Genomic DNA, 24713 nt, shown 5'->3' with positions numbered 1-24713 from the left:
GTCTCACGGTCAGCTGGGGCGGCGACCCGTCGCGGGCCGTCGAGGTGGTCGGCCTGGACTGGCGGCGCCGCCTGGTCGGCTAGGGCGGGCCCTTCCGCAGGCCAGGCTGTCCTTCGTACGGCGCAGCCCCGCGTCCGAGCTGTTGCCGGAGGCGGGGGCGGTGCCTTGACTGGAGCGGAATGTCCCGGCTCCCGCGCGAGGGGTAGGTCACCATGCTGTCGGCCCGCAGTCTGTTCCAGGAGATCCACGACGACGACCAGGCGTTCCGGCTGTTCTGCTCGATCGCCGCGAAGGGCGAGGACCAGGGCGGCTGGGAGAACGGCCGGATCGCCCGACTGGTGCCCGACCCGGTGCTGGCGCCGAAGGTGGCCCGGCACGGGGCGGACGAGGACAAGCACGGCCGGATCTTCAAGGCGCTGCTGCACAAGCGCGGCCTGGCCGAGCGGGACGTCCCGGACGACACCGACTACACGATGATCCTGGAGCGGCAGGGCATCGGCCTGGCGCACGCCCGGCTGCGCCGCGACGAGCCGCTGACCGAGCGGGACGTGATCACGTACCTGGCGCACAGCCGGGTCACCGAGCAGCGGGCGTCCGAGCAGATGCTGATGCTGAAGAAGGTCTTCGGCGACCACCCGGAGCTGGGGCGGGCGGTGCGGATGATCTCCAACGACGAGGACAACCACCTGGCGTTCTGCCACGAGGAGCTGCTGCGGCTGGCGTACCACGGGCACGGCCGGGCGATCCTGGACACCCTGCAGGCCACCGCCCGGGCGGAGATCCGCACCTACCGGGACGTCAGCCTGGCCGTGATGGCGCACCTGGGGGAGCTGCTGCGCTGGCCGAGGGCGAAGTCGGCGGCGCTGGCGGCGGGCATCCACGCGGTGTACGCGTACGAGCGGGCGGGCGGCTGGCGGCGGATGACCACGCTGAGGATGCCGGCCCGGCTGAACGCGCTGGGCGGGCCCGCGCCGCACGAGCCCGCGCCGCACGAGCAGTTCGCCTGACCGCCCGGCGGCGGGGCGCGGGGGGCCGGTGTGCACACTGACCAGGTGACCTCCGAGATCTTCCCGCACAACGTCCAGCAGGTCCTCGACCTGGTCGGCATCTTCGTGTTCGCGCTGTCCGGCGGGCTGATGGCCGTCCGCAAGAACATGGACATCTTCGGCATCTGCGTGCTGGCCGAGGCCACCGCGCTGGGCGGCGGCGTGCTGCGGGACCTGGTGATCGGGGCGCTGCCGGTGGCCGCGTTCACCAGCTTCGGGTACTTCCCGACCCCGCTGGTGGCCGGGGTGGTGGTGTTCTTCCTGCACCCCGAGGTGGAGCGGATCACCCGGGCGGTGATGGTGCTGGACGCGGCGGGCCTGGGCCTGTTCTGCGTCACCGGCACCATCAAGGCGCACACCTACGGGCTGGGGGCCGTCCCCTCGGTGGCCTGCGGCATGCTGACCGCGGCGGGCGGCGGCGTGATCCGCGACCTGCTGGCGATGGAGCCGCCCTCGCTGCTGCGCTGGGACCGCGAGATATACGCCGTCCCGGCGCTGGTCGGCTCGGCCGTGGTGGCGGTCCTGATCGGCACCGGGCAGCTGACCCCGCTGAACGCCTCGCTGGCCGCGGTGGTCGCCTTCACCATGCGGATGCTGGCGCTCAGGTACGGCTGGCGCGCACCTCGTGCTTGGCACCGCAACGGTTCTCGCACCAGCGAGGAGTAGGGGAGCCGCCGTACGCCAGCGAGATCGCCTCGACCGTGCAGAGCAGTTCCGGCAGCAGCTTGCTCAGCTCGGTCACCGAGGCGATCCGGACCGGGGCGGAGATCGAGCAGGCGGCGATGGCGGTGCCCTCGGTGCCGGCGATCGGGGCGGCGATGCAGTTCACCGACTCCTGGTACTCGGCCTGGTCCACCGCCCAGCCGCGGCGGCGCACCTCGGCCAGCTCGGCCCGCAGCGCCTCCGGGCCGCGGATCGACTGCGGGGTGCGGGCCGGGAAGTCGGCCCCCTCGAGGAAGGCGGCCAGCTTGTCGGCGGGCAGGTCCGCGAGCAGCACCTTGCCCGCCGCGGTCGCCACCGCGGGGGCGCGCTTGCCGATCCGGCTGGCCTCGCCGAGCCAGCTGCGGCCGTGGTCCGGGTACTTCGCCTCGACCTTGTCGAGGTACAGCACCTCGTCCTCCTCCAGCACGGACAGGTGCACGGTGTGCCCGTAGCGCTCGTTGAGCACCGCCAGGTACGGGGCGGCGACCTGCCGGATGTCGATGCCCTCCAGCGCCTGGTGGGCGAGCGCGAACAGCCGGCCGCCGAGCCGGTAGCGCTGGTCGGACTGCCGGTGGACGAAGCCGTGCTCCTGCAGCGTGCGCAGCAGCCGCAGCGCGGTGGACTTGTGCACGCCGATCCTCGCGGCGGCCTGCTCCAGCGACGCCGGGCCCTCGCCGAGCGACGCCAGGATGGTCAGCGCGCGGTCGACCGTCTGGGACACGGCCCCTCCCCTCTCACAGCAGCGTGGCCGGAAGGCTAACGGCGCGTTGCAGAGGGTGCAATGGCCAAATCGTGACTCTTCGGCCGCCTACACTGGTTCCCGCTATGGCTTACCTCGACCACGCCGCCACCACTCCGATGCTGCCCGAGGCGATCGCCGCGATGACGGCGCGGTTCGGGGCCGTCGGCAACGCCTCCTCGCTGCACGCCGCCGGGCGGCGGGCCCGCCGGGTCGTCGAGGAGTCCCGGGAGTCGCTCGGCGAGTCGCTGGGCGCCCGCCCCAGCGAGATCGTGCTCACCGGCGGCGGCACCGAGTCCGACAACCTGGCGGTCAAGGGCCTGTACTGGGCCCGGCACGACGCCGACCCGGCCCGCCGCCGGGTGCTGAGCAGCCCGATCGAGCACCACGCGGTGCTGGACGCGGTGCACTGGCTGGCCGAGCACGAGGGCGCCGAGGTCGAGTACCTGCCGGTGGACGGGCTGGGCCGGGTGCACCCCGAGGCGCTGCGCGAGGCGATCGAGCGGGCCCCGGAGACGGTCGCGCTGGTCACCGTGATGTGGGCCAACAACGAGGTCGGCACGATTCAGCCGATCCGCGAACTCGCCGCCGTGGCCGCCGAGTTCGACGTGCCGATGCACTCCGACGCGGTGCAGGCGCTGGGCCAGGTGCCGGTCTCCTTCGCCGACTCCGGGCTGACCGCGCTGACCGTCACCGGCCACAAGGTCGGCGGCCCGTACGGGGTCGGCGCGCTGCTGCTCGCCCGCTCGGCCAAGCCCGTCCCGCTGCTGCACGGCGGCGGCCAGGAGCGCGACGTGCGCTCCGGCACGCTGGACGTGCCGGGAGCGGCCGGGTTCGCGGTGGCCGCCGCGCTGGCCGTCGAGCGGCAGGGCGGCTACGCGGGCGCGGTCGGCGCGCTGCGCGACGAGCTGCTGGCCGTGGTCCGCGCGGCCGCGCCGGACGCGGTGCTCAACGGGGACCCGGGCGCGGACGGGCGGCTGCCCGCCAACGCGCACTTCTCCTTCCCCGGCTGCGAGGGCGACGCGCTGCTGATGCTGCTGGACGCGGCGGGCGTGGAGTGCTCCACCGGCTCGGCCTGCTCGGCCGGCGTCCCGCAGCCCAGCCACGTGCTGCTGGCGATGGGCGTCGACCCGGAGCTGGCCCGCGCCTCGCTGCGCTTCTCGCTTGGCCACACCTCCACCGCCGCCGACGTGGCGGCGCTGGCCGCCGCGCTGCCCGGCGCGGTGGAGCGGGCCCGGCGGGCCGGGCTGGTGCGCGCCGCCCGCTGAGGCCGGGTTTCCCTCCCGGGCGGAACCTTCTGCTACCGGACGTATTCTGGGGGCATGAACGCACCCCTGCCCGAGCGCACCGTCCGCGACCTCACCGGGATGCTGGTCCAGGCCGCGCACGCGATGAACACCCGGCTGTCGCTGGCCCTGGCCGGGATCGACAGCTCCCCGCGCAAGCACTGCGTGCTGCTGCACGCCATGGAGGCCGAGCGCACCCAGTCGCAGCTGGCCGCGATCGCCGGCCTGGACAAGACCACCATGGTGGTCACCGCCGACGAGCTGGAGCGGGACGGCCTGGCCGAGCGCCACCCGTCCGCGACCGACCGGCGGGTGAAGGTGATCCGGGTGACGCCCGCGGGCGAGGAGCTGGTGCGGCGCGGCGAGGTGATCGTCGATCGGGTGCACGGCGAGGCGCTGGGCGAGCTGTCGGCGGGGGAGCGGCAGGTGTTCGTGGACGCGCTGGAGCGGCTGCAGCGGGCGGCGGAGTTCCCGGTGGCCGACGAGGGCGGCGTGGTGCGCAGGCCGCGGCGGGCCCGGCAGGGATAGCCCGCGACCGGGAGGCCGTCCGCTTTTAAATCGTCTACTACAAAACCATCTGCTACGGTCTCTCTTGTCGGGGGCGCACGTCCGCGCGCCCCGGGAGGGAGAGAACCGTGTCCGAGAACCCGTCCCGCACCCGCTGGCCGGCCCTCGCGGTGGTGTGCGCCGGAATGCTGATGGTGATCCTGGACGGCTCCATCACCACCGTCGCGCTGCCCGCCATCCAGGCCGACCTGCACACCGGCACGGCCGGACTGGCCTGGGTGGTGGACGCCTACGTGGTCGCCTTCGGCGGACTGCTGCTGCTCGCCGGACGCCTCGGCGACCTGCTCGGCCGCCGCCGGGTCTACCTCGCCGGAATCGCCGCCTTCACCGCCGCCTCCGTGCTCTGCGGCCTCGCGGTGAACTCCGGGACGCTGATCGCCGCCCGCTTCCTCCAGGGCGCCGGCGGGGCGATGGCCTCCGCCGTCGGCCTCGGCATGGTCGTCGCGCTGTTCCCCGACCCCGCCGAGCGGGCCAGGGCGTTCGGCGCCGTCGGCTTCACCGGCGCCGCGGGCGCCTCGCTCGGCCAGGTGCTCGGCGGCGTCCTCACCCAGGGCCTCGGCTGGCACTGGATCTTCTTCATCAACCTGCCGATCGGCGCCGCCGCCCTGCTCGCCGGACGCCGCCTGCTCGCCGACGACCGCGGCCCCGGCCTGAAGGCGGGCGCCGATGCCCCCGGCGCCGCCCTGGTCACCGCCGGACTGATGCTCGGCGTCTACACCATCGTCGAGGGCGGCCCGGCCGGCTGGACCTCCGCCCGCACCCTGGTCACCGGCGCCGCCGCCCTCGTCCTGCTCGCCGCCTTCCAACTCCGGCAGACCCGCACCGCCACCCCGCTGCTGCCGCCGCGGATCCTCGCCCGGCGCACCACCGCGCTCGCCAACCTGATCCAACTCCTCATGCTGGCCGCGCTGTTCGGCTTCCAGATCCTGCTCGCCCTGTACCTCCAGCAAGTCCAGCACTACAGCGCCCTGGCCACCGGCCTGGCCATGCTGCCCGCCGCCCTCGCCATCGCCGCCGTCTCCCTGCTGCTCGCCGCCCGCGCCATCGCCCGGTTCGGCGAACGCCGCACCCTGCTGCTCGGCCTGGCCCTGCTCACCGCCGGCATCGCCCTGCTCACCCGGCTCCCCGCCGGGCCCCTCGACTACGCCGCCGACGTGCTGCCCACCACGCTCAGCGCCGCCGGGTTCGGCCTCGCCGCCACCGCCCTCACCGCGCTCGGCATGGCCGACGCCCGCCCCGAGGACGCCGGACTGCTCTCCGGCCTGCTCAACACCACCCAGCAGGTCGGCGCCGCACTCGGCGTCGCCGTCCTCACCGCACTGGCCGCCGGACGCGGCACCGGCGGCTTCCACCTCGCCTTCGGCACCGGAGCCGCCCTGCTGGCCGCCGCCTTCCTGCTGGCCCTCGCCCTGCCCCGCCCCGACCGCCCGGCCGCGCCCGCCGACGCCGAACCGCCCGCCCTGGTGCACGGCTGACCGCCGGGGCGCCGGCCGCCCCCGTTACGCTTGGAGGCACCATGACTGACTTCCCCGGCGCCCCGACCACCCCGTCCACCGGCCGCCTGCGCGTGCTCGCCGCGATGTCCGGCGGCGTCGACTCCGCCGTCGCCGCCGCCCGGGCCGTCGAGGCCGGCCACGAGGTGACCGGCGTCCACCTGGCGCTCGCCAGCAACCCGCAGTCCTTCCGCACCGGCGCCCGCGGCTGCTGCACCCTGGAGGACTCCCGGGACGCCCGCCGCGCCGCCGACGTGATCGGCATCCCGTTCTACGTCTGGGACTTGGCCGAACGCTTCCGCGAGGACGTGATCGACGACTTCGTCGCCGAGTACGCCGCCGGGCGCACCCCCAACCCGTGCCTGCGCTGCAACGAGAAGATCAAGTTCGCCGCGCTGCTCGACAAGGCCGTCGCCCTCGGCTTCGACGCGGTCTGCACCGGCCACTACGCCCGGATCGTCGACCACGCCGACGGCACCCGCGAACTGCACCGCGCCGTCGACGCCGCCAAGGACCAGTCGTACGTCCTCGGCGTGCTCGACGCCGAACAGCTCGCCCACTCGCTGTTCCCGCTCGGCGACACCACCAAGGACGTCATCCGCGAGGAGGCCGAACGGCGCGGCCTGGCCGTCGCCAAGAAGCCCGACAGCCACGACATCTGCTTCATCACCGACGGCGACACCCAGGGCTTCCTGGCCGAGCGCCTCGGCACCGCCCCCGGCGACATCCTCGACACCGACGGCACCAAGCTCGGCGAGCACGACGGCGCGTACGGCTTCACCATCGGCCAGCGCAAGGGCCTGCGGCTCGGCCGCCCCGCCGCCGACGGCAAGCCCCGCTACGTGCTCGACATCTCCCCGGTCAACAACACCGTCACCGTCGGCCCGGTCGAGGGCCTCGACGTGCACGCCCTGACCGCCATCCGCCCCCGCTGGTGCGGCACCCCCGCCGCCGGCGAGGGCCGCTACACCGCCCAGCTGCGGGCGCACGGCGAGGAGGTCCCGGTCACCGCGGTGCTGGGCGAGGACGAACTGCACGTCCGGCTCGACAGCCCGGCCCGCGGCATCGCCCCCGGGCAGGCCGTGGTGCTGTACGACGGCACCCGGGTGGTCGGCTCGGCGACCATCGCGAGCACCGAGCGGGCCGTCGGGGTCTAGTGCCCCAGTTCGCAGTCGAGTTCGTCCAGGTGTGACAGCGGCGGCACCGTGACCGCCTCGCCGCGCAGGGCCCGGTGCAGGGTGTCGCGCAGCCGCTCGTCGTCCAGGACCGTCCGGTAGTCGCCGAGCCAGGACAGCCGGCGGTCCAGGGACAGCACGTGCTCCACGGCGGCCCGGACGCCGGGGGAGAGCGGGCCGCGCCGGGACAGCTCGGCGACGGCCCGGGTGCCGCGCAGGTACGGGGCCGGGCTCTCGTGGACCAGGCGGACCGGTGGCACCCGGAGCAGTCCGAGCGCCGCCGCCTCCGGGTCGGAGGGCGGCTCCGTGCCGTCCGCCGGGCCGTCCCAGGCCGCCAGCAGCCGGACGCCCGGGTGGCGGTCCGGCCGGGCGTGCGACGCGCCCTCCCGGGCCCACTGCGCGACCTGCGGGCGCAGTGCCGCCGCGTGCCCGTGCAGCGGGAGCAGCGCGTCGTACGGTTCGGGGCGGCGCGGGTCGCCGCGCACGAAGCCCCGGCCGTTCTCCCGCTCCACCGCCGTCAACTGCCGTACCAGGCCGGGCAGGACGCGCGGGTCGCCGATCCGGGCCAGCGCCCAGCGGGCCTGGTCGGCGGTGGTGCCGTCGAGGAACTCGTCACCGTCGGTGTCGTCCAGCCGGGCGTGCAGGGCGTCGGCGTACGGGGCGGCCGCGCGGCCCAGCACCGCGAGGAAGGCCGCGGCCCGGTGCCGGACCCGGGGATCGGGGTGGTCGAGCAGTCCACCGGCGGTGGCGGGCCAGAGCGGGCCGGTGGACGGCAGGTCCAGCAGCGGGCGCCAGCCGGCCTCCAGGGCGGCCGCGCACAGCTCGGGCCGGTCGGCGTCCCGCGCGGCTCGGGCCAGTCGGACGGAGAGGTGCGCGGTGAGGCGCGGCGGCAGCGCCCGGGCGGTCGAGGCGACCTCGCGCGCCGGCTCGGCCCGGTAGTCGCCGTCGGGCCGGGTCCACAGCCGGTCGACCGCCGCGGGCGCCGCCGGGTCGAGGACGGCCGCCACCCACCGGTCGGCCCAGCGTTCCGGTTCGGCGGCGTCCAGCGCGGCCAGCCCCCACAGCGCGGCCAGCCGGTGGGCGGCGGCGTCGGGGCCGTCGGCGCCGTGCAGGGCGTCGGTGAGCAGGGCGCGGGCCGCGTCGTCGGCCGGGTCGGCGACCTCGCCCAGGCGTTGCAACTGCCGGACCCGGAGCCAGGGTTCGGTCTCCAGCGGGATCCGCGCCAGCAGCGGTGCGGCCCGCTCCACCAGGTGCCCGGCCGTGTTGCGCACCTCCGGGGCCGGGTCGGCCAGCAGCGGCTCCAGGGCCGTGCGGTGCTTCCGCCAGGCGGCGGCCCAGCCGTGCGCGCGGCGCTCGGCGGCCTCCTGCCGGCCGGCGTTGACCAGCAGCAGCAGGAAGCCCAGCAACTGCTCCCGGTTCGGCAGGCCCGGATCGCGGACCAGGGCGGCCAGGAAGGGCAGCGCGGCGGGCGCGGCCGGGTCCATGCCCTTGTCCCAGCGGTACAGCGCCGGAACGACCGGCTCGCCCCGGGCGGCCCGCCGCAACTGCTCCAGCACCGGTTCGCGGGCCCGCACCGTCAACCGCCGCCATGCTTCGTCCACCGTCGTCACGCGCGGCATGGTGGCAGGCCGAGAGCCCGGTGGGCCAAGGGTTTTCCGGGGGCGCCGGAGGACTGCCGGGAGGGCGGGGCTCCGCTTAGAATCGGCGTCCCGGGGCGGCGACGGACAGGGGGCCTCGATGAAGGACAGGTACGTTCGCAAGCTGGACGACGGGTCGTACGTCATCAGCGACAGCCCGGGGCCGATGCCGGGCGGGGGGTACGGCAGGAACGAGGGCGGGTCCGACGACGTCTTCGAGTCGGTGTGGTCGATCGCCATCGCCTCGACCATCCTGATGTGGCTGCTGCGGGTGGGGGTCTTCCCGGGCATGCCCGCGGTGGTGTGCTGGGGCCTGTCGGTGCTGCCGGCGGCGGCGATCGCCGTCCGGCTGGCGCTGACGTTCACCAACCTGTGGGGCCGGTTCCTGTCCTGGGCGAGCGCCGCCGTGCTGCTGGCCGCATTCGTCTACTGGGGACTGCTGCTCTGATCGGTTTGACCTGGGCACACGGGCCGGTGGTAGGACTGGGGGCACTATGAACATCACGGTCTTCTGCTCCGCCAACTCCCTCGACGCCAAGTACACCGCCCCGGCGGCCGAGTTCGCCCGGCTGCTCGGCGAGGCCGGGCACACGCTGGTGTGGGGCGGCTCGCACGCCGGGCTGATGGGCGAGCTCGCCGACGGGGTCAGGGCCGCCGGCGGGCGGCTGGTGGGGATCTCGGTGGAGTTCCTGCGGCACAAGGCGTACGAGGGTGCGGACGAGCTGGTGACCATGCCGGACCTGCCGACCCGGAAGGCCGAGCTGCTGGCGCACGGGGACGCGCTGGTGGTGCTGGTCGGCGGGGTGGGCACGCTGGACGAGATCACCGAGGTGCTGGAGCTGAAGAAGCACGGCCTGCACGACAAGCCGGTGGTCGTCCTGGACAGCGAGGGCTTCTACACCGGCCTGCGCCTCCAGCTGGAGCGGATGGACGCCGAGGGCTTCCTGCCCCGCCCGCTCGCCGAGCTGGTGGCCTTCGCGCAGACCCCGGCCGAGGCGCTCGCCCACCTGTCCGCACACCAGCCCCAGTAAGGAAGACCACCGTGGGTGTCCACCTGATCACCGGCGCCGGCTCCGGCATCGGCGCCGTCGTCGCCGACAAGCTCACCGCCCGCGGCGAGGAGCTCTGGCTGCTCGTCCGCGACGCGCGCCGCGCCGCCCAGCTGCGCGAGCGCTACCCCGACGCGAGGACCCTGGTCGGCGACCTGGACGACCCGGCCAAGCTGTCCTGGGCCTTCGGGCACCAGGCGCTGCCGGTCGAACTCGACTCGCTGCTGCACGTTGCCGGGGTGGTCGAGCTCGGCACGGTCGCCGAGACCCCGGTCAAGGCGTGGCAGCACCAGCTCAACGTCAACGCCGTCGCGCCCGCCGAGCTGACCCGGCTGCTGCTGCCCTCGCTGCGGCTGGCCCGCGGCCACGTGGTGTTCGTCAACTCCGGCGCCGGGCTGCGCGCCGACCCGACCTGGGGCTCGTACGCGGCCAGCAAGTTCGCGGTGCGCGCGCTGGCCGACGCGCTGCGGCAGGAGGAGCACGCCAACGGCGTCCGGGTGACCAGCGTCTACCCGGGGCGGACGGCCACCCCGATGCAGCAGAAGGTCCACCAGCAGGAGGGCGCGGAGTACGACCCGGAGCGCTGGATCGCGCCGGAGTCGGTGGCCACCGCCGTCCTCACCGCGCTCGACCTGCCCAGGGACGCCGAGATCACCGAGATCACCGTCCGCCCCGGCAGGTAGCACGACCGGCGGGGGCGCGGGCCGTTTCCCGCGCCCCGCCCCGGGCTCGTAGGCTCTCCCCGTGACTGACGTGGACGTTTTCGCGGAACTGTCCGGTGCGGCGACCGGAGTCGGGTCGATGCCCGGCGGGGACGTGCGGGAGATGGCCCGCGGCGTGGTGGCCGAGCTGGAGCAGCTCCCGCACCTGCCCGAACTGCCCGCGCGCGGGCCGGGCGCCGACATGATCGGGCGCGGCGCCGGGCTGCTGACCGAACTGTTCGTGCAGACCGAGCCCAGCGGGTGGCGCTTCACCGACCACCCCGGGCGCGACACCAAGCGGGCGGTGTCCTGGCTCGGCGAGGACCTCGACGCCCTGGAGGAGTACACCCAGGGCTACGCCGGCCCGCTCAAGGTGCAGGCCGTCGGCCCGTGGACGCTGGCCGGCTCGATCGAACTGCGGCACGGCGAGAAGGCGCTCAGCGACCCCGGCGCCTGCCGCGACATCGCCGGCTCGCTCACCGAGGGCCTGCGCCGCCACCTCGCCGACGTCCGCCGCCGCGTCCCCGGCGCCACCGTCGTCCTGCAACTGGACGAGCCGCTGCTGCCCGCCGTCCTGGCCGGATCGGTGAAGACCGCCAGCGGCTTCCAGCGGCTGCGCGCGGTCGACCGCCAACTTGCCGAGTACGCCCTGCGCGAGCTGATCGGCGGCCTCGACGCGCCCGTCCTGGTGCACAGTTGCGCGCCGAAGGTGCCGATCGGACTGCTGCGCCGGGCCGGGGCGGCCGGGATCAGCCTGGACTTCGGCCTGCTGACCGAGCGCGACGACGACGACCTGGGCGAGGCGGTCGAGGGCGGCACGCTGGTCCTCGCCGGTGTGGTGCCGTCCACCGACGTCGAAACGTCGGACCCGGCCGGTAGTGTCCAGGGTGTCAGGACGCTGTGGCGCCGGCTCGGTCTGGCCCCCGAACTGCTGGGCCGCCGGGTCGTGGTGACGCCCACGTGCGGGCTGGCGGGGGCCTCCCCGGCGTACGCGCGGCGGGCGCTGGCCACCGCGGTCCGCGCCGCCCGCAGCCTGGTGGACAACCCGGAGTAGCGAGACGAGGAGGACGGCGCGGTGGCGGCTGTGGAGGGCTGGGAGGAGATCCCGGCGGAGGTGCGGACGCGGCACGCCGAGCTGGCGACCGAGATCGAGGAGCACCGCGCCCGGTACTACGACCAGGACGCCCCGACCATCAGCGACGGCGAGTTCGACGCCCTGATGCGGGAGCTGGAGGCGCTGGAGGCCGCGCACCCGGCACTGGTGACGCCCGACTCGCCGACCCAGAAGGTCGGCGGCGGGACGAGCGAGCAGTTCGCCGCCGTGGTCCACCGGGAGCGGCTGCTCAGCCTGGACAACGCGATGGACGACGAGGAGCTGGCCGCCTGGGCCGAGCGGGTCGCCACCGAGCTGTCCGGCATCGACTACCACTACCTGTGCGAGCTGAAGGTGGACGGCCTGGCCGTCAACCTGACGTACCGGCGCGGCGAGCTGGTGCTGGCCGCCACCCGCGGCACCGGTGTGGTCGGCGACGACATCACCGCCAACGTCCGCACCATCGAGGGCATCCCGCACCGGCTGCACGGCGAGGACCTGCCGGAGCTGGTCGAGGTCCGCGGCGAGGTCTACCTCTCCAACGACGCCTTCGACGCGCTGAACGCCGCCATCGCGGAGGAGAACGAGCGCCGCCGCCTGGAGAACGTCGAGCGCGCCGCGGCGGGCAAGCGGCTGCTGGCGATGGCCAAGCTGTACATGAACCCGCGCAACGCCGCCGCCGGCTCGCTGCGCCAGAAGGACCCGCTGATCACCAAGGCCCGCGGGCTGCGGATGGTCGTGCACGGCATCGGCGCCCGGGAGGGCTTCGACATCGACTGCCAGTCGCACGCGTACCGGCTGCTGCACGGCTGGGGCCTGCCCACCGCCAAGCACAACCAGGTGGTCGGCACGCTGGACGAGGTGCGGGCGTTCATCAAGCGCTTCGGCGAGCAGCGGCACTCGGTCGAGCACGAGATCGACGGCGTGGTGGTCAAGGTCGACGAGATCCCCCTCCAGGGCCGGCTCGGCTCCACCTCCAAGTCGCCGCGCTGGGCGATCGCCTGGAAGTACCCGCCGGAGGAGGTCACCGGCAAGCTCGCCGACATCAAGATCGGCATCGGCCGCACCGGCCGGGCCACCCCGTACGCGGTGCTGGCCGAGCCGGTGAAGGTGGCCGGCTCGATGGTGCAGTACGCGACGCTGCACAACCAGCAGGTGGTGAAGGCCAAGGACGTGCTGCTCGGCGACACCGTCGTGCTGCGCAAGGCGGGGGACGTCATCCCGGAGATCCTCGGCCCGGTCTACGACCTGCGGGACGGCGGCGAGCGGGAGTTCGTGATGCCCGCGCAGTGCCCGGAGTGCGGCAGCGGGCTGCGCCCGATGTCCGAGGGCGACATCGACCTGCGCTGCCCCAACGCCCGGTACTGCCCGGCGCAGATCCGCGAGCGGATCGCCTTCCTCGGCGGCCGCAGCAGCCTGGACGTCGAGGGCCTCGGCTACGTCGCCGCCACCGCGCTCACCCAGCCGCTGCCGCCGGTCGAGCCGCCGGTGCGCAACGAGGGCGACATCTTCGACCTGACCGAGGAGCGGTTGCTCCCGATCAAGGTGCTGCTGCGCGACCCGAAGACCGGCATGCCCAAGCTGGACGACGAGACCGGCGAGGAGAAGGAGGTGTTCTTCTTCGCCAACAACGCGGGCACGGCCAAGAAGACCACCTCCGCGCTGCTCGACAACCTGCGGGCCGCCCGGACCAGCCAGCTGTGGCGCTTCCTGAACGGCCTGTCGATCCGGCACGTCGGCCCGGTCGCCGCCCAGGCGCTGGCCCGCGAGTTCCGCGACCTCGACCGGGTCTTCGCCGCCGACGAGGCCGAACTCGCCGCCGTCGAGGGCATCGGTCCGACCATCGCCCGCGCCGTCAAGGAGTGGTACGCCGAGGACTGGCACCGGGAGATCGTCGAGAAGTGGCGGGCGGCCGGGGTCTCGTTCACCGAGGTCGAGGGCGACGAGGACGCCGAGCGCCCGCTGGAGGGCCTGACCGTGGTGGTCACCGGCACCCTCGCCGGGCACACCCGGGACGGCGCCAAGGAGGCGCTGACCTCGCGCGGCGCCAAGGTCACCGGTTCGGTGTCGAAGAAGACGCACTTCGTGGTGGTCGGCGACAACCCCGGATCCAAGCACGACAAGGCGCTGCAACTGGGCGTCCCGGTGCTCGACGACGAGGGTTTCGCCGTCCTGCTGGAGCAGGGCGCGGACGCCGCGCGGGCGCACCTCGGGCTGGAACCGACAGACGCCCCCGGTACGAACGAAGCGGAAGCGGCGGGGGAAAATGTCGGAGAAGAGGCGGTGAAGAAGGTTTCCTGACGCGTCGTTACCGTCCTGATGCCGCGTCAGTCGGGTGTTCGAGAAGGAAATCGGGCATTGTGTCACTGAACAACGCGCGGATATGACGTTGCGCTCAGAGCTGGCCCGAAAGTGTGCCCAGGTGGGCCACCCCGGCTTACCCTGGGCGCTACGAACTGTCAGCAGGAGTGTGTGGCGACGGTCTTCCGCCGGAGCCCCGGGGACACGCCCTCGTCTGACGTCCACCGGCACCTCTGCGGAGAGGGGTGCCTCACCGTGAGGCGGCCCCGCCGGGGGGCGGGCCCGACGGAGGACTGGGCTTATGGATCGTACGACCGGCGGCGCGCCCACACGCCCGCCGCAGGGGGTGGCAGGGGCGGTCCTGCTGCTCGGCGTGCTGCTGGCCGGGGCCGCGCCGCTCATCCCGCTGGCCGTTCTGGTGTACCGCCACGAACCCGAACTGCTTCCGCTGTTCTCGGTTCCCCTGGCCGTGCTGGTCGCCGCCTGGCGGATCGCCCGGGACCGGGCGCGCGACCAGCTCACCGACCCGCTCACCGACCTGCCCAACCGGCAGGCCCTGCTGATCGCCACCCAGGAGGCGCTGGCCAAGCACCGGGACGAACCCGGCTACGGGGTCGGCCTGATCCTGCTCGACCTGGACCGCTTCCGCTCCCTCAACGACGCCCTCGGCCACACCGCCGGGGACCGGCTGCTGGTGCACATCGCCCGCCGCCTGCACCGCGCCCTGCGCACCGGCACCGGCCACCCCAGGGACGGCGAGGACGGCACCGCGCTGCCCCCGCCGGTCCGGCGCGGCGAGCGCCCGGTGGTGGCCCGGATGGGCGGCGACGAGTTCGCCGTGCTGCTGCCGGGGGTGGGCAGCACCGAGGTGCTGGAGCGCACCGCGAAGGCGCTGATCGCCGAGCTCGCCGCGCCGATCCGGCTGGACGGCTTACTCCTCGTCCTGGAGGCCAGCGCCGGGGTGTGCGCCTACCCCGCCAACGCCCAGGATGCAGAATCGCTTCTGCGCCGCGCCGACGTGGCGATGGGCCACGCCCAGCACGGCCGCAGCGGCGTCGAGCGCTACGACGAGGCCCGCGACCTCGACACCCCGTACCGGATCGGCCTGCTCGGCGACCTGCGGCGGGCCATCGAGATGAACGAGGTCCAGCTGCACTACCAGCCCAAGGTCGCCTTCGACGGCAGCGTCGTCGGCCTGGAGGCGCTGGTCCGCTGGGACCGGCCCGGACAGGGGCGGGTGGCGCCGGACGAGTTCATCGCGCTCGCCGAGTCCTCCGGGCTGATGCCCCGGCTCACCGACTACGTGCTGGAGAGCGCCGTCGGACAGATCGCCCGCTGGCGCCACCAGGGCCTGATGGTGCCCGTCGCCGTCAACGTCTCGCCCCGCGACGTCCTCAACCCCGGCTTCGCCGCCCGGGTCGCCGGACACCTCACCCGGCACCAGGTGCCCGCCGCCGCCCTCCAGTTGGAGATCACCGAACGGCTGCTGCTCGACGACAGCCGGCGGGCCGCCGACACCCTCGCCGAACTGCGCCGCTACGGCGTGCGGATGTCCCTGGACGACTTCGGCACCGGCCACTCCTCGCTGGTGCGGCTGCGCAGCCTGCCGGTCGGCGAACTCAAGATCGACCGCTCCTTCGTCTCCCGGATGGTCGCCGACGACCACGACGCCGCCGTGGTCCGCTGCTCCGTCGAACTCGCCCACTCGCTGGGCCTGACCGTGGTCGCCGAGGGCGTCGAGGACGACGAGACCTGGGAGCGGCTGCACGACATGGGCGTCGACGCCGTCCAGGGCTGGCTGGTCTCCGCGGCGCTGCCCGCCGACCAGGCCACCGCCTGGCTGCTGGTGCGGCGCAACGAGGCGCCGCCGGTGGAGTCGCTGCCGCGCTGAGTGTCCTCGCTCGACGGGGGACCACCCGGGAACGTTCCGGGGCGGTCCCCTTTAGCGCGCCCGGACGGCCGTTCCCCGTCTGCCCATAGGATGGCCCCTTAGGACCGAAAGGACCGGCGCGCCCCGCGGGGCGCCGCCCGGCCCACCAGAACTCACCCTTGAGGATCGCTGCATGCCTGGCATCACGCGCGAGGAGGTCGCCCACCTCGCCCGGCTGTCGCGTCTGGAGTTGCAGGCGGAGGAGTTGGACCACTTCGCCGAGCAGCTCGACGTGATCATCGGCGCGGTCGCCCGCGTTTCCGAGGTCGCGGGGCAGGACGTCCCGCCGACCTCCCACCCGCTCCCGCTCACCAACGTGATGCGCGCGGACGAGGTGCGACAGTCGCTGACCCCGGAGCAGGCGCTCTCCGGCGCCCCGGCGAGTGAGGACCAGCGTTTCCGCGTGCCGCAGATCCTCGGGGAGGACTGACCGAGATGACCGAGCTCATCAAGTACACGGCGGCCGAGACGGCCGGCGCCATCGCCAGGGGCGAGGTCTCGGCGGTCGAGGTCGCCCAGGCCCACCTGGACCGGATCGACGCCGTCGACAAGAAGGTCAACGCCTTCCTGCACGTCGACCACGAGGGCGCGCTCGCCGCCGCCCGCGCCGTCGACGCCAAGCGCGCCTCCGGCGCCGGGTTGGGCCCGCTCGCCGGCGTGCCGCTCGCGCTCAAGGACGTCTTCACCACCGAGGGCATGCCGACCACCTGCGGGTCGAAGATCCTGGAGGGCTGGGTCCCGCCGTACGACGCGACCCTGACGAAGCGCCTGAAGGACGCCGACGTCGTCATCCTCGGCAAGACCAACATGGACGAGTTCGCGATGGGCTCCTCCACCGAGAACTCCGCCTACGGCCCGACCGGCAACCCGTGGGACCTCACCCGCATCCCCGGCGGCTCCGGCGGCGGCTCGGCGGCCGCGCTGGCCGCCTTCGAGGCCCCGCTGGCGATCGGCACCGACACCGGCGGCTCGATCCGCCAGCCCGGCGCCGTCACCGGCACCGTCGGCGTCAAGCCCACCTACGGCTCGGTGTCCCGCTACGGCCTGGTCGCCTTCTCCTCCTCGCTCGACCAGGGCGGCCCGTGCGCCCGCACCGTGCTCGACACGGCGCTGCTGCACGAGGCCATCGCCGGGCACGACCCGCTGGACTCCACCTCGATCGACGCCCCCGTCCCCGACGTGGTCGCCGCCGCGCGGATGCGCGACGTGCGCGGCATGCGGATCGGCGTGGTCAAGGAGTTCGCCGGCGAGGGCTACCAGGCCGGCGTCATGCAGCGCTTCGAGGAGTCCGTCGAGCTGCTGCGCGAGCTGGGCGCCGAGGTCGTCGAGGTCTCCTGCCCGTCCTTCACGCTGGCGCTGCCCGCCTACTACCTGATCGCCCCGTCCGAGGCGTCCTCGAACCTCGCCCGGTTCGACGCCATGCGCTACGGCCTGCGGGTCGGCGACGACGGCACCCGCTCCGCCGAGCAGGTCACCGCGCTCACCCGCGAGGCCGGCTTCGGCCCCGAGGTCAAGCGCCGCATCATCCTCGGCACCTACGCGCTGTCGTCCGGCTACTACGACGCCTACTACGGCTCGGCGCAGAAGGTCCGCACCCTGATCTCGCGGGACTTCGACGCCGCCTTCGCGGGCGTGGACGTGCTGGTCTCCCCGACCACCCCGACCACGGCATTCCCGATCGGCGAGCGGGCAGACGACCCGATGGCGATGTACCTCGCCGACCTGTGCACCATTCCCTCGAACCTGGCGGGCAACGCGGCCATGTCGCTGCCCTGCGGGCTCGCCCCGGAGGACAATCTCCCGGTCGGCCTGCAGATCATCGCCCCCGCGATGGCGGACGACCGCCTCTACCGCGTGGGCGGCGCCGTCGAGGCCGCGCTCAACGACAAGTGGGGCCACGCCCTGCTGGAGGAGGCACCGGCACTATGAGCAAGATCGAGAAGGCCAAGGGCTGGAAGCACTCGAAGCCCGGTCTGTGGCTGTCCATCGGCACCAGCGCCTTCGGCGCGATCTCCATCGTCAAGGAGGCCCGCACCGCGCGCGCCGACAACGACACCCTCAAGCTGGTCAACGCCCTGGTCGGCGCCGCCGCCCTGGTCACCGGCACCGCGCTCCTCGTCCGCGAGCTCAAGCGTCTCGGCGACGACGACGTCCTGCTCGGCTGAACACCCATGATGGAAGAAGGGACGCTGTGAGCGTCATGAGCCTGGTCTCCTACGAGGAGGCTCTCGCCTCGTACGACCCGGTGATGGGCCTTGAGGTCCACGTCGAGCTGGGTACCAAGACCAAGATGTTCTGCGGCTGCTCCACCGAGCTGGGCGCGGAGCCGAACTCGCAGACCTGCCCGACCTGCCTGGGCCTGCCCGGGTCGCTGCCGGTGGTCAACGCGGTCGGCGTGGAGTCGGCGGTGCGGATCGGCCTCGCGCTGAACTGCGAGATCGCCGAGTGGTGCCGGTTCGCCCGGAAGAACTACTTCTACCCGGACATGCCGAAGAACTTCCAGACCAGCCAGTACGACGAGCCGATCGCCTTCAACGGCTACCTCGACGTGCAGCTGGAGGACGGCGAGGTCTTCCGGGTGGAGATCGAGCGCGCCCACATGGAGGAGGACACCGGCAAGTCCACCCACGTCGGCGGCGCCACCGGCCGCATCCACGGCGCGGAGTACTCGCTGCTGGACTACAACCGGGCCGGCATCCCGCTGATCGAGATCGTCACCAAGCCGATCGAGGGCGCCGGCCACCGCGCCCCCGAGGTCGCCAAGGCGTACGTCGCCGAACTGCGCGAGCTGATCCGGGCGCTGGGCGTCTCCGAGGCCCGGATGGACAAGGGCCAGATGCGCTGCGACGTCAACCTGTCGCTGCGTCCCAACGGCACCTCGACGTTCGGCACCCGCAGCGAGACCAAGAACGTCAACTCGCTGCGCAGCGTCGAGCGGGCCGCCCGGTTCGAGATCCAGCGGCACGCCACCGTCCTCACCGACGGCGGCACCATCGTCCAGGAGACCCGGCACTTCCACGAGGAGGACGGCTCCACCACGGCCGGCCGGATCAAGGACAACGCCGAGGACTACCGGTACTTCCCCGAGCCCGACCTGGTGCCGGTCGCCCCGGCCCGGGAGTGGGTCGAGGAGCTGCGGGCCTCGCTGCCCGAGCTGCCCCGGGTCCGCCGGGCCCGGCTGCAGGCCGAGTGGGGCCTGACCGACAAGGACATGCAGTCGGTGCTCAACGCCGGTGCGGTGGAGCCGATCTCGGAGACCATCGCGGCCGGCGCCCCCGCCGACCAGGCCCGCAAGTGGTGGATGGGCGAGCTGGCGCGCCGCGCCAACGAGACCGGCACCGAACTCTCCGAGCAGCCGATCACCCCGGCCCAGGTGGCCCGGGTGTGCGCGCTGGTCGCCGATGGCAAGCTCAACGACAAGCTGGCCCGCCAGGTCATCGAGGGCGTCCTCGCCGGCGAGGGCGAGCCGGACGACGTGGTCGCCGGGCGCGGCCTCGCCGTGGTCTCGGACGACTCCGCGCTCGGCGCGGCCGTCGACCAGGCCATCGCCGACAACCCGGACGTCGCCGCGAAGATCCGCGACGGCAAGGTCCAGGCGGTGGGCGCGCTGGTCGGCGCGGTCATGAAGGCCACCCGCGGGCAGGCCGACGCGGCGAAGGTCAAGGACCTCATCTTGGGGAAGCTCGCCTGAGGTCCCTAAGGCGGTACGGAGGCGTCTAAGGAGGCTGCTTAGGCCCGCCGGGAGCGGTGCCCGTCCCCTGTCGGGGGCGGGCACCGCCGTTTTCGCGGGCGGCGGCCCGCCGGGATCGGGCAGGCTCCCGATGTGGCGCACCCCCCTGGGGGCGGAGGCTGGACACCAGCACGCAACGAGGGGAAGACACCGTGTACGAGTACGAGTTGTTCAAGGTACGGGAACGCGAACTGCACAGCCGGGCCGCCGCCGAGCGGCTGGTCCGGGAGGCGGCCGGCGGGCACCCCGGGCTGGTCGGACGGCTGGCGCGGCTGGTCCGCCGAGAGGCCGCGCCGCGCACCAAGTCGCTTGCGGGGAAGGGCCGTTCGGGGGCCGCGGCGGGCTGCGCCGGGTGACCGGCGGGGCCGGGCCGTCCGCCGGTCGGGATAACCGTTCGGCGAGCTCCTGGGCCTGTGGCATGCTCACGGACATGGAGCAGACAGTCAGCCCGGTGTTCGTCGGACGCGGCCGGGAGACCGGCCTGCTCGCCGCCGGACTGGAGCGGGCGGGGGCGGGGGAGCCGCAGGCCGTACTGGTCGGCGGCGAGGCCGGGGTCGGCAAGACCCGGCTGGTCGAGGAGTTCCTGGTGCGGGCCGAGGCCGCCGGGGCGGTGACCGCGCTCGGCGCCTGCCTGGAGGTCGGCGCCGAGGGCCTCCCGTACGGGCCGCTGTCGGCCGCGCTGCGCCGCCTGCACCGGCGGCTCGGGCCCGAACTGGACGACGCCGCCGCCGGGTTGGAGGGCAACCTGGCCCGGCTGCTGCCGGACTTCGGGGAGGCCGACGGGGAGGGCAACGACGAGTACGGCCGGGCCCGGCTGTTCGAGCACACCGCCCGGCTGTTCGAGCGGCTGGCCGAGGGCCGGACGCTGGTCCTCGTCGTCGAGGACCTGCACTGGTCCGACCGCTCCACCCGGGAACTGCTCGCCTACCTGGTCCGCACCCTGCACCGCTCCCGGGTGCTGATCGTCGCCACCTACCGCACCGACGACCTGCACCGCCGCCACCCGCTGCGCCCCTTCCTGGCCGAACTGGAACGGCTGCGCACCGTCCAGCGGCTCGAACTCGAACGGCTCGACCGGCCCGAGGTGGCCGCCCAACTGGCCGGCATCCTCGGCCCCGAGACCCCCGGACGGGACGTGGTGGACCGCATCCACCGCCGCTCCGAGGGCAACCCGTTCTTCGTCGAGGAACTCGCCACCGCCTACCGCAGCGGCTGCCTGGCCTGCGTCACCGAATCCCTGCGCGACATCCTGCTGGTCCGGGTCGAGGCGCTCCCCGAGGAGACCCAGCGGATCGTCCGGATCGCCGCCGAGGGCGGCTCCCGGATCGAGCACGCCCTGCTCGCCGCCGTCGTCGCCGAGAGCGGCGCCGGCGGCGAGGACGCGCTGATCTCCGCGCTGCGCACCGCCGTCGGCGCCAACATCCTGCGCCCCGACACCGACGGCGAGGGCTACCGGTTCCGGCACGCCCTCGTCCGCGAGGCCGTCTCCGACGACCTGCTGCCCGGCGAACGGCAGGGCATCAACCGGCGGTTCGCCACCGTCCTGGAGGCCGACCCCGAACTCGTCCGGGCCGAACAGCGCACCGCCCGGCTCGCCGACTACTGGTACCGCGCCCACCAGCCCGCCCGCGCCCTGCCCGCCGCCCTCGACGCCGCCCGGGTCGCCCGCCGCCGCAACGCCTTCGCCGAACAGCTCAAGATGCTCGAACGCGCCCTCGAACTCTGGGACGCCGTCTCCGAGCAGACCCTCGCCACCACCCTGCGCCCCTACGACTGGGCCGACACCTACCCGCCCTGCGCCTGCGAGGACGACGGCCACGACGGCTGCGAACGCCTCCAGCTCGTCGACGTGCTCGCCGAAGCCGTCGTCGCCGCCCGCCGGGCCGGCGACCGCGACCGCGGCCAGAGCCTCGCCCGCCGCGCCCTCGGCCTGGTCGACGAGACCCGCAACCCGCTGCGCGCCGCCTGGTTCCGGCTCCAGCGCGCCAAGATGCTCGACCAGCTCAAGCGCAGCGGCGGCCTCGAGGAGATCCAGTACGCGCACCGGCTGGTGCAGGACCTCGGCCCGTCCGCCGTCCAGGCCGAGGCGCTCGCCCTCGAAGCCGCGCACGGCCTGCTGCGAAACCCCGGCCCCGCCGCCGTCGCCACCGCCGAACGCGCCGTCGCCGTCGCCCGCCAGGCCGACGCCCCCTCCGTCGAGGTGCACGCCCGGGTCACCCTCGCCGGCCTCCTCGGCGACTTCGACGACGGCGAACGCGCCCTCGCCCTGCTCGCCGAAGCCGTCGAACAGGCCCTCCCGCTCGGCAACGACGACGTCCACACCCGCGGCCTCAACAACCTCGCCAGCCTGCTGCTCTCCTACGGCCGCGCCGAAGAAGCCGTCACCGCCGCCCGCACCGGCCTCGACGCCGCCCGCCGCAGCGGACTGCTGCTCAACACCGGCCCCATCCTCACCGGCAACCTCGCCGAGGCCCTGCTCGCCGCCGGCCGCACCGAGGAGGCCGCCGCCGTCCTCGCCGACTGGGACGACAAGCCCGAGGCCGACACCCACGGCGAGTTCATGGACCGCCTGCGCGGCGAACTCGCCCTGCTGCGCGGCGACACCGCCGAGGCCGAGACCCACTGGGCCGCCGCCCACGCCAGCGGCGGCGGCGGCGCCCAACCCCAGCACGTGCTGCCCACCGCAGCCCTCGGCATCCGGCTCGCCGTCCGCCTCGGCCGCCCCGACCAGGCCCGCGCCCGGCTCGCCGAAGCACTCGACGGCACCGTCCTCACCGGCCAGGACGGCCACCTCCTCCCGCTGCTCACCCACGCTGCCGAAGCCGAGGCCGACCAGCACCCCCGCACCCCCGACGGCGAAGCCGCCCTCGCCCGGATCGGCCGCCTCGCCGAACGACTCGCCCCCCGCTGCGCCCTCCAACGCGGCTGGGCCGCCCTGCTGGCCGGCGAACTCGCCCGCGCCGCCGGCCGCCCCACCACCGAGCACCGCCGCACCGCCGTCGCCGAACTGCGCGCCGCCGCCCTGCCCGGACCGCTCTCGTACGCCCTGCTGCGCGCCGCGGAGGACGCCGCCGCGACCGGAGCACGCGACGAAGCCGCCGCCCACCTCCACGAAGCCGCCGAACTCGCCCGCCGCCGCGGCGACCTGACCACCCGCCGGGACGCCGAACTGCTCGCCGGACGACTCGGCCTCGGCCACCGGGCCGCCCCCGCGAACGGTTCCGGCGACGGCCTCGGCCTCACCCCGCGCGAACGGGACGTACTGCGCCAGCTCGCCCTCGGCCGCAGCAACCGCCAGATCGCCGAACAGCTCTTCATCTCGCCCAAGACCGCCAGCGTGCACGTCTCCAACATCCTCGCCAAGCTCGCCGTCAGCGGCCGGGGGGAGGCTGCTGCGTTGGCCCATCGGTTGCGGTTGTTCCCGGAGGGGGAGGCGGTCGGGTAGGGGAGTTGACGGTGCTGGGGGGCGCTGCGCGCGGCTTGGGGTGGGGGCTGCGGTGGGGGTGGCCGGGGCGAGGCTGCTGCGCTGGCCCATCGGCTGCGGTTGTTTCCGGAGGGGGAGGCGGTCGGGTAGGGAGGCTGAGGGTGTGCCGGGGTTGCGCTGCGCGCGGCTTGGGGTGGCCGGGGCGGCCGGGGCCGCCGTGGGGGTCATGCGGGGGTGGTGGTGCGGTGCTTGCGGTGGGCCAGGGTGAGGAGGGCGGTCGGGATTGCGGCGATCGCGGTCACGGCGACCACCCACCAGTGGGTGTAGCCGAAGGCGTCGGCGAGGTGGGCGGGGGTCGGGGCGCCGAGCCCGGCGGCGTGGTGCTGGAAGACCACGGTGAGGATCGCAGTGCCGAACGAACCGCCCACCCGCTGGAGCATGTTGAGCAGCGGGGTGGCGTGCTGGATCTGCTGCCGCTCGATCACCGAGTACGCGGTGGACATCGCGGGCATGGTGGCCAGCCCGATGCCGAAGCCGCGCACCACCAGGACGACGGAGAGGTACCGGAGGTCGTCACCGCTGCCGAGCAGGGCCAGCGGGACGGTGCCCAGCAGGGCGACCGCGAGGCCGCCCAGGATCACCGGGCCGCCGCCGATCCGGTCGGTCAGCCGGCCGGAGAGCGGTAGCGCCAGCACCGTTCCCAGACCCTGCGGGGCCATCAGCAGGCCGGCCGTGACGATGCCCTCGTGCCGGACCCGCAGGTAGTAGAGCGGCAGCACGATGAGCGCGCCGAAGAGCGCGGCGCCCAGGCAGAAGGTGCTGACGCAGGCGGAGGTGAACGCGGTGTTCCGGAACAGCCGCAGGTCGAGCAGTGGGCGGGGGCTGCGCAGCGCGTGCCGGGTGAAGAGGGCGAGCAGCAGGACGCCGGCGAGGGTCGGCAGCAGGCCGGCCGGGTCGGTGAAGCTGCCCAGGTGGGCGGTCTCGGCCACGCCGTAGGTGACCAGCGGCAGGCCGGCCGCGACCAGCAGGGTGCCCAGCACGTCGAGCCGACCGGCGTCCTGCGCGCCGGAGCGCGGCAGCAGCTTGAGGCCGGCGAGCAGTCCGACCAGGCCGAACGGGACGTTGACCAGGAAGAGCCACTGCCAGCCGAGGTGCTCCAGCAGCAGCGCGCCCAGCGAGGGGCCGAGCACGGGGGCCAGCACCACCGGGATGCCGACGATGCTCATCACCCGGCCCATCCGCTTCGGACCGGCCACGGCGGCCAGCATCATCTGCCCGGTCGGCACCAGCAGTCCGCCGGCCAGGCCCTGGAGCAGCCGCAGCCCGATGAGCAGGTGGATCGAGCCCGCCGCTGCGCACGCCACCGAGCTGAGGGAGAAGACCACCAGAGCGCCGAGCCAGAGCCGGTTGGCACCGAACCGCTTGGCCGCCCAGCCGCTGAGCGGGATCGCGGCGGCCAGCGCGATCAGGTAGCCGGTGGCCACCCACTGAACGGTGTTCATCGCTGCGCCCAGCTTGACGCTCAGCGTGCCGAGGGCCGTGTTGACGATCGTCGTGGTCAGGGTCGACATGAAGGCGCCGACCACGATCACCCCTGCGACCAGCCAAATGTCCAGGGTGACCCGGCTGTCGTCGGCGGCTGCGGCGGCCCTGCCGGACGACCCGGCGGCGACCGCGCCTGCGGAGATGCTTCCCATTCCTGTCTCCTTAACGGCGTTCAATTTAACGGTGTTCAGTGTTGCTCGGCCCTCTCCTCTGCGTCAAGCAGGCAAAGGAGATTCGGAGTGCCCGATATCCGTTGAACGGCGTTAGACTGGGGTCCCCCTGGTTCCCGGAAGGA

At 74.1% G+C, this 24713-nt stretch carries 20 protein-coding genes and 1 pseudogene; 18 read left to right on the top strand and 3 right to left on the bottom strand.

The genetic code is table 11. From position 1 onward, the window contains the following. The first annotated feature begins 212 nt into the window (after positions 1-212). The gene (locus tag ACFUEL_RS02620; RefSeq protein WP_380234076.1) at positions 213-1007 is read left to right on the top strand and encodes a ferritin-like domain-containing protein; all 795 of its coding nucleotides are present in this window, start codon (positions 213-215) and stop codon (positions 1005-1007) included. A gap of 45 nt (positions 1008-1052) precedes the next feature. After that, positions 1053-1712: a trimeric intracellular cation channel family protein gene (locus ACFUEL_RS02615; RefSeq protein WP_380234075.1), complete on the top strand. Its 660-nt coding sequence runs from the start codon at positions 1053-1055 to the stop codon at positions 1710-1712. Here the strand turns inward: ACFUEL_RS02615 and ACFUEL_RS02610 are convergent. Further along, positions 1648-2469: an IclR family transcriptional regulator gene (locus ACFUEL_RS02610; protein WP_380234074.1), complete on the bottom strand. Its 822-nt coding sequence runs from the start codon at positions 2467-2469 to the stop codon at positions 1648-1650. The genes ACFUEL_RS02615 and ACFUEL_RS02610 overlap by 65 nt on opposite strands. A gap of 104 nt (positions 2470-2573) precedes the next feature. Here ACFUEL_RS02610 and ACFUEL_RS02605 point away from each other — a divergent pair, with 104 nt between their 5' ends. From ACFUEL_RS02605 to mnmA, 4 genes are all read left to right on the top strand, one after another. Continuing rightward, a complete protein-coding gene (locus tag ACFUEL_RS02605; protein WP_380234073.1) occupies positions 2574-3755 on the top strand; it encodes a cysteine desulfurase family protein in 1182 nt (393 codons plus the stop codon). 54 nt (positions 3756-3809) lie between these two features. Next, positions 3810-4301 (top strand): MarR family winged helix-turn-helix transcriptional regulator, encoded by a 492-nt coding sequence (locus ACFUEL_RS02600; RefSeq protein ID WP_380234072.1) that lies wholly within the window; start codon positions 3810-3812, stop codon positions 4299-4301. A gap of 107 nt (positions 4302-4408) precedes the next feature. Beyond that, positions 4409-5815 (top strand): MFS transporter, encoded by a 1407-nt coding sequence (locus ACFUEL_RS02595; RefSeq protein ID WP_380234071.1) that lies wholly within the window; start codon positions 4409-4411, stop codon positions 5813-5815. 41 nt (positions 5816-5856) lie between these two features. Beyond that, positions 5857-6990 (top strand): tRNA 2-thiouridine(34) synthase MnmA, encoded by a 1134-nt coding sequence (gene mnmA, locus ACFUEL_RS02590; protein ID WP_380234070.1) that lies wholly within the window; start codon positions 5857-5859, stop codon positions 6988-6990. On the opposite strand, the gene ACFUEL_RS02585 is transcribed toward mnmA, so the two are convergent. Further along, positions 6987-8618: a hypothetical protein gene (locus tag ACFUEL_RS02585; RefSeq protein ID WP_380234069.1), complete on the bottom strand. Its 1632-nt coding sequence runs from the start codon at positions 8616-8618 to the stop codon at positions 6987-6989. The genes mnmA and ACFUEL_RS02585 overlap by 4 nt on opposite strands. Before the next feature lie 127 nt (positions 8619-8745). Here ACFUEL_RS02585 and ACFUEL_RS02580 point away from each other — a divergent pair, with 127 nt between their 5' ends. The 12 genes and pseudogenes from ACFUEL_RS02580 (at position 8746) to ACFUEL_RS02525 (ending at position 22894) form a co-directional block, all read left to right on the top strand. Further along, complete coding sequence (locus ACFUEL_RS02580; protein ID WP_380234068.1) at positions 8746-9093, top strand: hypothetical protein; 348 nt, start codon at positions 8746-8748, stop codon at positions 9091-9093. Positions 9094-9139: 46 nt separating this feature from the next. Continuing rightward, complete coding sequence (locus tag ACFUEL_RS02575; protein WP_380234067.1) at positions 9140-9676, top strand: TIGR00730 family Rossman fold protein; 537 nt, start codon at positions 9140-9142, stop codon at positions 9674-9676. An 11-nt stretch (positions 9677-9687) separates the two neighbouring features. Next, entirely contained in the window at positions 9688-10377 is a 690-nt protein-coding gene (locus ACFUEL_RS02570; RefSeq protein WP_033254061.1) for an SDR family oxidoreductase, read from the top strand. A 70-nt stretch (positions 10378-10447) separates the two neighbouring features. Beyond that, positions 10448-11449, top strand: coding sequence for a methionine synthase (locus ACFUEL_RS02565; protein WP_380234079.1), 1002 nt, complete (start codon positions 10448-10450; stop codon positions 11447-11449). Positions 11450-11479: 30 nt separating this feature from the next. Beyond that, complete coding sequence (ligA, locus tag ACFUEL_RS02560) at positions 11480-13789, top strand: NAD-dependent DNA ligase LigA (protein ID WP_380234078.1); 2310 nt, start codon at positions 11480-11482, stop codon at positions 13787-13789. Between the two features lie 364 nt (positions 13790-14153). After that, positions 14154-15680: pseudogene (locus tag ACFUEL_RS02555) on the top strand (putative bifunctional diguanylate cyclase/phosphodiesterase); the annotation flags it as partial. A gap of 172 nt (positions 15681-15852) precedes the next feature. Further along, entirely contained in the window at positions 15853-16149 is a 297-nt protein-coding gene (gene gatC / locus ACFUEL_RS02550; RefSeq protein WP_030460841.1) for an Asp-tRNA(Asn)/Glu-tRNA(Gln) amidotransferase subunit GatC, read from the top strand. 5 nt (positions 16150-16154) lie between these two features. After that, positions 16155-17648: an Asp-tRNA(Asn)/Glu-tRNA(Gln) amidotransferase subunit GatA gene (gatA, locus tag ACFUEL_RS02545; protein ID WP_380234066.1), complete on the top strand. Its 1494-nt coding sequence runs from the start codon at positions 16155-16157 to the stop codon at positions 17646-17648. Next, positions 17645-17884: a hypothetical protein gene (locus ACFUEL_RS02540; RefSeq protein WP_033214849.1), complete on the top strand. Its 240-nt coding sequence runs from the start codon at positions 17645-17647 to the stop codon at positions 17882-17884. Before gatA ends, ACFUEL_RS02540 begins: the two co-directional genes overlap by 4 nt. 26 nt (positions 17885-17910) lie before the next feature. Next, entirely contained in the window at positions 17911-19410 is a 1500-nt protein-coding gene (gene gatB, locus ACFUEL_RS02535) for an Asp-tRNA(Asn)/Glu-tRNA(Gln) amidotransferase subunit GatB (RefSeq protein WP_380234065.1), read from the top strand. Positions 19411-19601: 191 nt separating this feature from the next. Beyond that, positions 19602-19805, top strand: coding sequence for a hypothetical protein (locus ACFUEL_RS02530; protein ID WP_380234064.1), 204 nt, complete (start codon positions 19602-19604; stop codon positions 19803-19805). Positions 19806-19879: 74 nt separating this feature from the next. After that, on the top strand, positions 19880-22894 hold the full coding sequence (locus tag ACFUEL_RS02525; protein ID WP_380234063.1) for an AAA family ATPase: 3015 nt from the start codon (positions 19880-19882) through the stop codon (positions 22892-22894). A 203-nt stretch (positions 22895-23097) separates the two neighbouring features. On the opposite strand, the gene ACFUEL_RS02520 is transcribed toward ACFUEL_RS02525, so the two are convergent. Beyond that, on the bottom strand, positions 23098-24570 hold the full coding sequence (locus ACFUEL_RS02520) for a DHA2 family efflux MFS transporter permease subunit (RefSeq protein ID WP_380234062.1): 1473 nt from the start codon (positions 24568-24570) through the stop codon (positions 23098-23100). Between the last annotated feature and the right edge of the window lie 143 nt (positions 24571-24713).

Source organism: Kitasatospora sp. NPDC057198 (assembly GCF_042670125.1).
GTDB lineage: Bacteria > Actinomycetota > Actinomycetes > Streptomycetales > Streptomycetaceae > Kitasatospora.
The sequence above is the reverse complement of the archived record's forward strand: the minus strand, read 5'-3'. Positions and strand labels throughout refer to the sequence as shown.